Consider the following 11,291-nt stretch of genomic DNA (forward strand, 5'->3'; position numbering starts at 1 on the left):
GAAATCGAGGCAATAATGAGCAAACTCAGACTCGCTATCATCGGTAACGGCATGGTCGGCCACCGCTTTATTGAGGATCTTCTCGATAAGGCCGATGCTGAGCAGTTCGATATTACCGTGTTCTGTGAAGAACCCCGTAAGGCGTACGACCGTGTGCACCTGTCTTCCTACTTCTCCCATCATACCGCCGAAGAGCTCTCTCTGGTGCGTGAAGGTTTCTACGAGAAGCATGGCGTAAAAGTGCTGGTGGGCGAACGCGCTATCACCATCAACCGTCAGGAAAAAGTGATCCACTCCAGCGCCGGGCGTACGGTTTTTTACGATAAGCTGATCATGGCGACGGGCTCCTATCCGTGGATCCCGCCAATTAAAGGCTCGGAAACTCAGGATTGCTTCGTCTACCGTACCATTGAAGACCTTAACGCCATCGAATCCTGCGCGCGTCGAAGCAAACGCGGCGCGGTGGTGGGCGGCGGCCTGCTGGGCCTGGAAGCGGCAGGCGCGCTGAAAAACCTCGGCGTTGAAACCCACGTCATCGAATTTGCCCCGATGCTGATGGCAGAACAGCTCGACCACATGGGCGGTGACCAGCTGCGTCGTAAAATCGAAAGCATGGGCGTGAAGGTTCACACCAGCAAGAACACCAAAGAGATCGTTCAGGAAGGGACTGAAGCGCGAAAAACCATGCGCTTTGCCGACGGCAGCGAGCTGGAAGTGGACTTCATCGTCTTCTCCACCGGTATTCGTCCGCGCGACAAGCTGGCGACCCAGTGCGGTCTTGCCGTGGCGCAGCGCGGCGGGATCATAATTAACGACACCTGCCAGACCTCCGATCCGGATATCTACGCGATTGGCGAATGCGCCAGCTGGAACAACCGCGTATACGGTCTGGTGGCGCCCGGCTACAAAATGGCACAGGTCGCAGTGGACCATATCCTCGGCAGCGCAAACGCCTTTACCGGCGCAGACTTGAGCGCCAAGCTGAAGCTGCTGGGCGTTGATGTCGGCGGTATTGGCGATGCGCATGGCCGCACCCCGAATTCCCGCAGCTATGTCTATCTCGACGAAAGCAAAGAGGTCTACAAACGACTCATCGTCAGCCAGGACAACAAAACCCTGCTCGGCGCGGTGCTGGTGGGCGACACCAGCGACTTCGGCAATCTGCTCCAGCTGGTGCTCAACGCCATCGAACTGCCGGAAAACCCGGACGCGCTGATCCTTCCGGCTCATGCCTCCAGCGGCAAGCCGTCAATCGGCGTGGATAAACTGCCGGACAGCGCGCAGATTTGCTCCTGCTTCGACGTTACCAAAGGCATGCTGATCTCCGCCATCAACAAAGGCTGCCACACCGTTGCGGCCCTGAAAGCCGAAACCAAAGCCGGTACCGGCTGCGGCGGCTGTATTCCGCTGGTCACTCAGGTGCTGAACGCCGAACTGGCGAAACAGGGCATCGAGGTGAACAACAACCTGTGCGAGCACTTCGCGTATTCTCGCCAAGAGCTGTATCACCTGATCCGCGTGGAGGGCATCAAATCCTTCGACGAACTGCTGGCGAAGCACGGCCAGGGCTACGGCTGCGAAGTCTGTAAACCGACCGTCGGCTCCCTGCTGGCCTCCTGCTGGAACGAGTACGTGCTCAAGCCCGAGCATACGCCGCTGCAGGACACCAACGACAATTTCCTGGCCAACATCCAGAAAGACGGCACCTACTCCGTGATTCCACGTTCCGCCGGCGGCGAAATCACGCCGGAAGGGCTGGTCGCGGTGGGCCGTATCGCACGGGAATTTAACCTGTACACCAAAATCACCGGCTCCCAGCGTATCGGCCTGTTTGGCGCGCAGAAGGACGACCTGCCGGAAATCTGGCGTCAGCTGATTGAAGCAGGCTTCGAAACCGGCCACGCGTACGCCAAAGCGCTGCGCATGGCGAAAACCTGCGTGGGCAGCACCTGGTGTCGCTACGGCGTCGGGGATAGCGTGGGCTTCGGCGTTGAGCTGGAAAACCGCTACAAAGGCATCCGTACCCCGCACAAAATGAAGTTTGGCGTCTCCGGCTGCACCCGCGAATGTGCGGAAGCGCAGGGTAAAGACGTGGGTATTATTGCCACCGAGAAAGGCTGGAACCTCTATGTGTGCGGCAACGGCGGGATGAAACCGCGCCATGCGGACCTGCTGGCGGCGGATCTCGATCGCGACACGCTGATTCAGTATCTCGACCGATTCATGATGTTCTATATCCGCACCGCCGATAAGCTGACCCGTACCGCTTCCTGGCTCGATAACCTGGAAGGCGGCATCGACTACCTTAAATCAGTCATTATCGACGACAAGCTGGGCCTGAACGAGCATCTGGAAGCCGAGATGGCCCGCCTGCGCGAGGCGGTGATCTGCGAATGGACGGAAACCGTCAACACCCCGGCGGCGCAGATGCGCTTCAAACACTTCATAAATAGCACCCAGCGCGACCCGAACGTGCAGGTAGTGCCGGAGCGTGAACAGCATCGTCCGGCGACACCGTATGAACGCATTCCGGTTACGCTGGTGGAGGAAAACGCATGAGCCAGTGGATAAACATTTGCGATATTAACGACATTCTCCCCGCCACCGGCGTCTGTGCGCTGCTGGGCAACGAGCAGGTGGCGATTTTTCGCCCTCGCCACGATGAACAGGTTTTCGCCATCAGCAATATCGACCCGTTCTTCGAGGCCAGCGTGCTCTCCCGCGGACTGATTGCCGAGCATCAGGGTGAACTGTGGGTCGCCAGCCCGCTGAAAAAGCAACGTTTCCGCTTAACCGACGGACTCTGCATGGAAGATGAAAGCTTCTCGGTCAAACACTACGACGTCCGCGTGAAGGACGGCGAGGTGCAGCTGAAAGCGTAACCCCTCGCCTTTTCAATAGGAAAGGCTTATGACCCCTTATGGGTAACGGCAGGAAAAACCGTATGTTTTGTACGATTCCTGCTGTTATCCTGACGTCAATTCTTACCCCCTCCATGAATGCTGCGAGGTAACGTCGTGGATCACCTGCCGATTTTTTGTCAATTACGCAACCGCGACTGCCTGCTCGTGGGCGGCGGCGACGTAGCTGAACGCAAAGCGCGCCTGCTGTTAGAGGCTGGCGCCCGACTGACCGTTAACGCCATTGCCTTCGCCCCACAGTTTGAGGTCTGGGCTCAGGAAGGGATGCTCACGCTGGAACAGGGAGAGTTTGATGAGTCCCTGCTGGATACCTGCTGGCTGACCATTGCAGCGACGGATGACGATGAAGTGAACCAGCGCGTGAGCGATGCCTGCGAAGCGCGCAGAATTTTCTGCAACGTGGTGGATGCGCCGAAAGAGGCCAGCTTCATCATGCCGTCGATTATCGACCGCTCGCCGCTGATGATAGCCGTATCGTCCGGCGGACGCTCCCCGGTTCTCGCCCGCCTGCTGCGGGAAAAGCTGGAAGCCCTGCTGCCGCAGCATCTTGGTCAGATTGCGCATTACGCCGGGCAGCTCCGCTCCCGCGTGAAGCAAACCTTTTTGACCGTGGGCGAGCGTCGTCGCTTCTGGGAAAAATTCTTTGTGAACGACAGGCTGGCGCAGTCGCTGGCGAATCAGGACACCAAAGCCGTTGAAGAGACCACCGAACAGCTGCTGAGCGAGCCGTTGGAGCACCGCGGTGAAGTGGTGCTGGTGGGCGCAGGCCCCGGCGATGCGGGCTTGCTGACGCTAAAAGGGCTACAGCAGATCCAGCAGGCCGATACCGTGGTTTACGATCGCCTGGTCTCCGATGACATTATGAACCTGGTGCGCCGCGATGCCGACCGCGTCTTCGTGGGCAAACGGGCGGGCTACCACTGCGTGCCGCAGGAGGAGATTAACCAGATCCTTCTGCGCGAGGCGCAGAAAGGTAAACGCGTGGTGCGCCTTAAGGGTGGCGATCCGTTTATCTTTGGTCGCGGCGGCGAGGAGCTGGAAACTCTCTGTGACGCGGGTATTCCCTTCTCCGTCGTGCCGGGCATTACGGCGGCATCCGGCTGTTCAGCGTACTCTGGCATTCCGCTGACCCACCGCGACTACGCCCAAAGCGTGCGTCTGGTGACGGGGCATCTTAAAACCGGCAGCGAGCTGGACTGGCATAACCTGGCCGCTGAAAAGCAGACGCTGGTGTTCTACATGGGGCTAAACCAGGCCGCCACGATTCAGGCGAAGCTGCTGGAACACGGTATGAATGCGGATATGCCCGTCGCGCTGGTCGAAAACGGCACCGCCATTACGCAGCGCGTAGTGGATGGCGTGCTGACGCAGCTGGGCGAGCTGGCGCAGCAGGTCGAAAGCCCGGCGCTGATCGTGGTGGGCCGCGTGGTTGAGCTGCGCGATAAGCTGAACTGGTTCTCGAATCACTAACGCATATTCTTCCTTTCCGGAGTAGTCCCTATACGGACTACTCCCCTCTTACCGCTGTCGATAACATACTGCCCCGAAGTGGAACTTTCCCCTTTATTCCCTTGATTTACATCTAACTTTCGTTTTTAAGACAAGGAATGCGTATGTTCAAACTGGCAGAGGCCGCCGTTTTGGTTGGCCTGTTATCGACTCTGACTGCCTGTACCGGTCATGTACAGAACACCAAAAATAACTGCAGCTACGATTACCTGCTGCACCCGGCGATCTCCATTTCGAAGATCATCGGTGGTTGCGGTCCGGCGGCACAGCAGTAAGCGTTTTACAGGCGTAAAAAAACCGGGATGTCCCGGTTTTTTAGTTTTGGAGAGTGTGTTTTTTGTCGGGTGGCGGCTTTGCCTTACCCGACCTACACGATCCTGTAGGCCGGGTAAGCGTTAGCGACACCCGGCAAGCAGACTCAAGGCTTCGCAACAAACCCAATCGCGTTGTACACCGCTTTCAGGGTTTCGGACGCGCGCGCGCTGGCTTTTTCCGCGCCCTCTTTCATCACTTTCTGCAGGAAAGCTTCGTCGTTACGGTAGCGGTGATAACGCTCCTGCAGCTCAGTAAGCATGCCGGAAACGGCATCTGCCACTTCGCCTTTCAGGTGGCCGTACATCTTGCCTTCGAAGTGTTTTTCCAGCTCAGGGATGCTCTGACCGGTCACACCGGAGAGGATATCGAGCAGGTTGGAGACGCCCGCTTTGTTCTGCACGTCGTAGCGCACAACAGGCGGTTCGTCGGAGTCCGTGACCGCGCGCTTGAGTTTTTTCACCACCGATTTTGGATCTTCCAGCAGGCCGATAACGTTATTGCGGTTATCGTCAGACTTGGACATCTTCTTGGTCGGCTCAAGCAGCGACATGACGCGCGCGCCGGACTTCGGAATGAATGGCTCAGGTACTTTAAACACATCGCCATAGATCGCGTTAAAGCGCTGGGCGATATCGCGGCTCAGCTCCAGGTGCTGCTTCTGGTCTTCACCCACCGGCACCTGGTTGGTTTGATACAGCAGGATGTCTGCCGCCATCAGCACCGGATAGTCGAACAGTCCGGCGTTGATGTTTTCAGAGTAGCGGGCAGATTTATCCTTGAACTGGGTCATGCGGCTCAGCTCGCCGAAATAGGTGTAGCAGTTCAGCGCCCAGCCCAGCTGCGCGTGCTCCGGCACGTGAGACTGAACGAAGATGGTGCTCTTCTCTGGATCAATACCGCAGGCCAGGTACAGCGCCAGGGTGTCCAGCGTGGCTTTGCGCAGCTTCTCAGGATCCTGACGCGCGGTAATCGCATGGAGATCGACGATGCAGTAAATGCAATGGTACTCATCCTGCATGCTGACCCACTGACGTAGCGCACCCATGTAGTTACCAATGGTCAATTCACCTGAAGGCTGTGCGCCACTAAAAACGATGGGCTTAGTCATTGTTCAATTCCTGATTTTCACTGTGCGAAAGCCCGAGAGCGGGCAACAAATCTTTGAAGTGGTCGAAAACAACGTCCGGCTCACTCAGCGTGATGGCTTCACCGTAGTTGTAGCCATAGGTTAACCCCACGGAAGGACATCCAGCCGCGCGGGCAGCCAGAATATCATTGCGTGAATCGCCGACAAAGAGCAGCTCCGCAGGCGTTAAGGATAATTTTCCTGCCACCAGCAGCAGCGGTTCCGGATGGGGCTTTTTATTTTGCACGTCGTCGCCGCCCACAATCACGGAGAAATACTTCGCGATATCGAGCGCTTCCAGCAGAGGTGCGACAAAAGGTGTCGGTTTGTTGGTCACCAGTCCCAGCGGAATGCCCTTCGCGGACAGCGCGCTCAGCGTTTCCTGAACGTCCGGGAACAGGAAGCTGCCCTCTTCGACCGTCTCTTCATAGAAACGATCGAACAGTTTGCGCAGAATACGCAGCTGCTCTTCCTGCGGGATATCCGCGTGATCGACGCTCGGTTTACCCTGGGCGGAACGCTGTGACGCACGCTCCTGACGCGCCCACGTCAACGCGCGCTCCATCAGAACATCGGCCCCGTTGCCAATCCACGTGACGACACGCTCTTCACCCGCAACGGGGAGTTCAAGCGCGTACAGCGCCTGGTCTACGGCGCTCGTTAAGCCCGGCGCGCTGTCGACCAGCGTGCCGTCGAGGTCAAATGCGATACCCCGAATTGCCTGCAATTTATCCATGACTTACCTTCGCCAGCTCGCGGCGCATTTCATCAATGACTTTTTTGTAATCCGGTTGGTCGAAAATGGCTGAACCGGCAACGAACATATCCGCACCTGCCGCCGCAATTTCACCAATGTTATTCACTTTCACACCGCCGTCCACTTCCAGACGAATATCGTAACCTGACTCATCAATGCGACGGCGTACTTCACGCAGCTTATCCAGCGTGTGGGGGATAAACGACTGACCGCCAAAGCCCGGGTTAACGGACATCAGCAAAATCACGTCCAGTTTATCCATGACATAATCGAGATAGCTCAGCGGCGTGGCCGGGTTAAACACCAGGCCCGCTTTACAACCGTTCTCTTTGATCAGCTGCAGCGTGCGATCTACGTGTTCAGAGGCTTCCGGATGGAAAGTGATGATGCTGGCACCCGCTGCGGCGAAGTCAGGCACGATGCGATCAACAGGCTTCACCATAAGATGAACGTCGATCGGGGCGGTAATGCCGTAGTTACGTAATGCTTTGAGCACCATTGGGCCAATGGTCAGATTAGGGACGTAGTGGTTGTCCATAACGTCGAAATGGACAACATCTGCACCAGCCGCGAGAGCTTTGGCAGTGTCTTCACCCAGGCGGGCAAAATCGGCCGACAGAATTGAGGGAGCAATCAAAAACTGTTTCATCCGCTTCTCCTTGAAATGTGTTTACCGGCGGGCAAAACGGCTCAGGGGCGATAAAGAGCCAGAAGTTCGTCCACCTTTTTACGCGTGCCGCCGTTGCTGCTAATGCTACGCCGCACCTTAACCTGAAAATGCTTCGCGGCTTTGTACCATTCGCGCGTATCAGGCGTGTCGTGATTTGAAATTAACACCGGAATTCTTTTGCTGACCAGCTTTTCCGCCATCTCAGCCAGACGAGCCTGTTCGGCCGGGCTGAAGCTGTTGGTGTGATAAGCGGTGAAATTCGCCGTTGCAGACAATGGTGCGTAAGGCGGATCACAGTAAACCACCGAGTTTACGCCTGCCAGCTCCATACACTCTTCATAGGAGAGGCAATGAAACTCAGCGTTCTGCGCTTTTTCGGCAAAGTGATACAGCTCGTCCTGCGGGAAATACGGGCGCTTATAGCGACCAAACGGCACGTTAAATTCCCCACGAAGATTATACCGGCACAGGCCGTTGTAACCATGACGGTTGAGATAGAGGAATAGCAGCGCTCTACGGAATGGATCCTGGCTCTGATTAAACTCCGCGCGGAACTGATAGTAGACGTCAGGGGTGTTGTTCTCTGGCGTAAACAGTTTGCGCGCCTCTGCGACATACTCTTCGGTGCGCAGCTTAACGATGTTATAGAGGCTGATAAGATCGTTGTTGATATCCGCCAGGATATAACGAGAAAAATCGGTGTTGAGGAACACCGATCCTGCACCCACGAAAGGCTCGATTAGACACTCGCCTTCAGGCAGGTGCTTTTTAATATCATCGAGCAGGGGGTATTTCCCCCCTGCCCATTTCAGAAAAGCGCGATTTTTTTTCATGCTGACTAACTGATTACACCTTCTCCGGCTGTGGAGAAAGCTCCGACAGCATCCTGCGCTTTAAACATTACTTCAGATCGGCCTGAACCTGATGAATCGGCTTCGCCCAGGGGTTTTTCGCCTGAACATCCGCTGGCAGTGCCGCAACGGCACGTTTCGCTTCATCTTTGGACGAATACACGCCGCTGACCAGCACGTACCAGGGCTGACCGTTACGGGTCGTCTGATAAACAACATAGTTTTTCAGATTTGATTTCTTCGCCCAGCTGTTGAGGTTGTCATAGTTAGACGAACTGCTCAGCTGCAGCGTGTAGTTGCTGGATGGCGCAGACTTCAGCGAACCAACGTTACCTGCAGTTTTGCCTGCGGCGCTGCTGGAGGCTGTTGCCGTGGCTGCTGGAGTCGTTGCTGCAGGCGCAGCTGTGGCAGCCGGTGCTGTTGTGGTCGCCGTTGCTTTCGGCGCCGTCTGCGTGACTGGCGCTTTCGCAGGCTCGCTCACCGCCGCCGTTTCAGTATGTTTCGGCTGTGCCGGTACGGCTTTCACTTCAGGCGCTTTGACTACTGACTGAGGTTTGGTTTCACGCTTAGGCTCAATCACCGCCTGCTTACGTTCAGGACGTGTCGCAGTTTGCGTCTGGCGCGGTTTGTTTTCCGTCGCAGCCGTTTGTGGCTGGGCGTTACCACCGCGAATCGGGGCAACGGTTGCCGGCTCGGTTGGCAGCGTGGAGTTAACCACGACGTTATCAACCTGCTGCTGGTTCTGCGGCTGCGTCAGCGCATTGTTCAGGTCTCCCTGAACTTCTACGCGCTGCTGACCTTCAGGCGTAGCAGGTGCCTGGCCCTGAGCAGGGGTTGAAGAAACGGGCGGCAGAGAAACATCCTGCGGCGCTGTGGTGTTGCCTGCGGTCTGCTCTGCAGAAGTCGCACCCGGTGCAGGCTGAGCACCATTCGCCTGATTGGTCGCATCGTTACCGGACAGGTTGATGCTCTTCTCAGCGGAAGCCGTTTGCTCGGTTGAGTTCGTTGACGGCGCTTTAAGCGCGGAGCCAATGCCGACAATCAGCAGCACAAGCACCAGAACGCCAAGGCCCATCATGATGTACTGGCGGGAAGCCGGTTTCGGCGCAGCGGCTTTTTTACGTTTACGCGGGCGACGCTCTACAGGCTGTTCGTCCATTGAATCTTCTTCGGACTCATAATCCTCTTCTGCTCGCTCTTCGTGCGCGTTGCGGCTGCGCGAAGGGCGACGATCGTCTGCATCCAGATCAACATCGTCAAAGTTGATCTGCGGCTCGTTATCACGTTCTGAAGATTGACGAGAACGACCAGTACGACGATCGCTGGGATCGGGTTTCAGCTCGTCTTCTGGTTTGAATTCATCCATTTAACACCCCACTCAAAGGCTTATGCCAACGACTTTGCATTTCACCTGAAGCTAAACGACCACCTGCGACAGTGGCCTGACCTTTCTAGTTGTTACGCCTGCTGACAATCAGCGATAGCGCCAAGAACGACATCGTGCGGCACTCCGCCGCGCACTTCACTCTTCCCTATTGCAAGCGGGAGTACAAGACGCATCTCACCTGCCAATACTTTTTTATCGCGCATCATGTGGGGTAAATACGCTTGCGCCGACATCTCCTGCGGCCCGGTCACCGGCAAACCTGCACGTTCAAGCAGCGCAATGATACGTGCCGTCTCTTCCGGTTTGAACTGTCCGAGGCGTTCAGAGGTGCGGGCTGCCATGACCATTCCGGCCGCGACGGCTTCACCGTGCAGCCAGTTGCCGTAACCCATTTCGGCTTCTATCGCGTGACCAAACGTATGCCCAAGATTCAGTAAAGCACGTAAGCCCGTTTCACGCTCGTCGGCTGCGACAACTTCTGCTTTCAGCTCACAGCAACGACGAATGCAGTATGCCAGTTTAGCCTCATCCAGGCCCAGCAACGCATCCATATTCTCTTCAAGCCAGACAAAGAACTCGCCATCCAGAATAATGCCGTATTTGATCACTTCCGCCAGACCCGAAGCCAGTTCGCGCTTCGGCAGGGTTTTCAGACAGTCGAGATCCACCACCACCGATGCAGGCTGGTAGAACGCGCCAATCATGTTTTTGCCGAGCGGATGGTTGACTGCCGTTTTGCCACCCACAGAGGAGTCGACCTGGGACAGCAACGTGGTTGGGATTTGAATAAAACGGACGCCGCGCTGATAGCTTGCGGCCGCAAAGCCGGTCAGATCGCCCACAACACCGCCGCCCAGGGCAAGCAGTGTTGTATCGCGACCGTGCGGTTTTTGCAGCAATGCGGTAAAGACGGTATCCAGTACCGTCAGGCTTTTATACTGCTCGCCATCGGGGAGAATCACACTGTCGACTTTTACGCCCGCCTGCTCAAGCAGATGGCGTACGCGGTCGAGATAAAGCGGAGCCAGCGTCTCATTGGTGACCAGCATCGCCTGATCACCCGCTTTCAGTGGTAAAAAGGAAGCTGGGTCGTTAAACAAACCAGCCGCGATGGTGATAGGGTAACTACGTTCCCCGAGAGTAACTGTAATCCTCTCCATGACGCGACATCCACCTTTAATGCTTTTACCCGCAGGCGAGTGTATATAAAGCCAGAATCAGTTGCTTTCCAGCATATGAATAATCTGGTTTGCAACCACTTTAGCGCTCTGGTCGTCAGTACGAATGGTCACATCGGCAATCTCTTCATACAGCGGATTGCGTTCATCGGCCAATGCTTCCAGAACTTCGCGTGGTGGCGTTTCAACCTGCAGCAGCGGGCGCTTTTTATCGCGCTGCGTACGTGCCAGCTGTTTCTCGATAGTCGTCTCAAGATAGACCACTACGCCACGGGCGGAGAGACGGTTACGGGTTTCGCGAGATTTCACAGAACCGCCGCCTGTTGCCAGAACGATGCCCTGTTTTTCCGTGAGTTCGTTGATCACTTTTTCTTCTCGGTCACGGAAACCTTCTTCGCCTTCTACATCGAAAACCCAGCCCACATCAGCTCCGGTTCGTTTCTCAATCTCTTGATCAGAATCGTAAAATTCCATATTGAGTTGTTGAGCTAACTGACGCCCAATAGTGCTTTTGCCGGCACCCATAGGCCCAACCAGAAAGATATTGCGTTTCTCTGCCATTTTATCGGTACTACTA

Annotated in this window: 11 protein-coding genes; 4 read left to right on the forward strand and 7 right to left on the reverse strand. The window is 56.2% G+C overall.

The window, feature by feature from the left end; translation table 11 throughout:
* Positions 1 to 15 precede the first annotated feature (15 nt).
* The 4 genes from nirB (at position 16) to KGP22_RS20610 (ending at position 4,705) form a co-directional block, all read left to right on the forward strand.
* Positions 16 to 2,559 carry a nitrite reductase large subunit NirB gene (gene nirB, locus KGP22_RS20595; protein WP_223580627.1) on the forward strand — a complete coding sequence of 848 codons (2,544 nt, stop codon included), beginning with the start codon at positions 16 to 18 and terminating at the stop codon, positions 2,557 to 2,559.
* Positions 2,556 to 2,882, forward strand: coding sequence for a nitrite reductase small subunit NirD (nirD, locus tag KGP22_RS20600; protein WP_223580629.1), 327 nt, complete (start codon positions 2,556 to 2,558; stop codon positions 2,880 to 2,882). Before nirB ends, nirD begins: the two co-directional genes overlap by 4 nt.
* 135 nt (positions 2,883 to 3,017) lie before the next feature.
* Positions 3,018 to 4,391 (forward strand): siroheme synthase CysG, encoded by a 1,374-nt coding sequence (cysG, locus tag KGP22_RS20605; RefSeq protein WP_149367142.1) that lies wholly within the window; start codon positions 3,018 to 3,020, stop codon positions 4,389 to 4,391.
* A gap of 143 nt (positions 4,392 to 4,534) precedes the next feature.
* A complete protein-coding gene (locus KGP22_RS20610) occupies positions 4,535 to 4,705 on the forward strand; it encodes a YhfL family protein (protein ID WP_223580632.1) in 171 nt (56 codons plus the stop codon).
* Positions 4,706 to 4,848: 143 nt separating this feature from the next.
* Here the strand turns inward: KGP22_RS20610 and trpS are convergent, their stop codons facing one another.
* The 7 genes from trpS to aroK form a co-directional block, all read right to left on the reverse strand.
* Entirely contained in the window at positions 4,849 to 5,853 is a 1,005-nt protein-coding gene (gene trpS / locus KGP22_RS20615) for a tryptophan--tRNA ligase (protein WP_115876864.1), read from the reverse strand.
* Positions 5,846 to 6,607 (reverse strand): phosphoglycolate phosphatase, encoded by a 762-nt coding sequence (gene gph / locus KGP22_RS20620; RefSeq protein WP_111963775.1) that lies wholly within the window; start codon positions 6,605 to 6,607, stop codon positions 5,846 to 5,848. The genes trpS and gph overlap by 8 nt, the downstream gene beginning before the upstream one ends.
* Positions 6,600 to 7,277 (reverse strand): ribulose-phosphate 3-epimerase, encoded by a 678-nt coding sequence (rpe, locus tag KGP22_RS20625; RefSeq protein ID WP_024907923.1) that lies wholly within the window; start codon positions 7,275 to 7,277, stop codon positions 6,600 to 6,602. Before rpe ends, gph begins: the two co-directional genes overlap by 8 nt.
* 41 nt (positions 7,278 to 7,318) lie before the next feature.
* The gene (gene dam / locus KGP22_RS20630) at positions 7,319 to 8,131 is read right to left on the reverse strand and encodes an adenine-specific DNA-methyltransferase (RefSeq protein WP_111963774.1); all 813 of its coding nucleotides are present in this window, start codon (positions 8,129 to 8,131) and stop codon (positions 7,319 to 7,321) included.
* A 67-nt stretch (positions 8,132 to 8,198) separates the two neighbouring features.
* A complete protein-coding gene (gene damX / locus KGP22_RS20635; RefSeq protein ID WP_111963773.1) occupies positions 8,199 to 9,515 on the reverse strand; it encodes a cell division protein DamX in 1,317 nt (438 codons plus the stop codon).
* Positions 9,516 to 9,607: 92 nt separating this feature from the next.
* On the reverse strand, positions 9,608 to 10,696 hold the full coding sequence (gene aroB, locus KGP22_RS20640) for a 3-dehydroquinate synthase (RefSeq protein WP_111963772.1): 1,089 nt from the start codon (positions 10,694 to 10,696) through the stop codon (positions 9,608 to 9,610).
* A 57-nt stretch (positions 10,697 to 10,753) separates the two neighbouring features.
* Positions 10,754 to 11,275 (reverse strand): shikimate kinase AroK, encoded by a 522-nt coding sequence (gene aroK, locus KGP22_RS20645; protein WP_003861630.1) that lies wholly within the window; start codon positions 11,273 to 11,275, stop codon positions 10,754 to 10,756.
* Positions 11,276 to 11,291: the final 16 nt, after the last annotated feature.

This window comes from Enterobacter sp. JBIWA005 (assembly GCF_019968805.1).
GTDB lineage: Bacteria > Pseudomonadota > Gammaproteobacteria > Enterobacterales > Enterobacteriaceae > Enterobacter > Enterobacter vonholyi.

What these genes read in the sequence shown, in the direction of transcription:
- nirB (WP_223580627.1), top strand. Translation starts at nt 16, where the DNA reads ATGAGCAAACTCAGACTCGCTATCATCGGTAACGGCATGGTCGGCCAC.
- nirD (WP_223580629.1), top strand. Translation starts at nt 2,556, where the DNA reads ATGAGCCAGTGGATAAACATTTGCGATATTAACGACATTCTCCCCGCC.
- KGP22_RS20610 (WP_223580632.1), top strand. Translation starts at nt 4,535, where the DNA reads ATGTTCAAACTGGCAGAGGCCGCCGTTTTGGTTGGCCTGTTATCGACT.
- trpS (WP_115876864.1), bottom strand. Translation starts at nt 5,853, where the DNA reads ATGACTAAGCCCATCGTTTTTAGTGGCGCACAGCCTTCAGGTGAATTG.
- gph (WP_111963775.1), bottom strand. Translation starts at nt 6,607, where the DNA reads ATGGATAAATTGCAGGCAATTCGGGGTATCGCATTTGACCTCGACGGC.
- rpe (WP_024907923.1), bottom strand. Translation starts at nt 7,277, where the DNA reads ATGAAACAGTTTTTGATTGCTCCCTCAATTCTGTCGGCCGATTTTGCC.
- dam (WP_111963774.1), bottom strand. Translation starts at nt 8,131, where the DNA reads ATGAAAAAAAATCGCGCTTTTCTGAAATGGGCAGGGGGGAAATACCCC.
- damX (WP_111963773.1), bottom strand. Translation starts at nt 9,515, where the DNA reads ATGGATGAATTCAAACCAGAAGACGAGCTGAAACCCGATCCCAGCGAT.
- aroB (WP_111963772.1), bottom strand. Translation starts at nt 10,696, where the DNA reads ATGGAGAGGATTACAGTTACTCTCGGGGAACGTAGTTACCCTATCACC.
- aroK (WP_003861630.1), bottom strand. Translation starts at nt 11,275, where the DNA reads ATGGCAGAGAAACGCAATATCTTTCTGGTTGGGCCTATGGGTGCCGGC.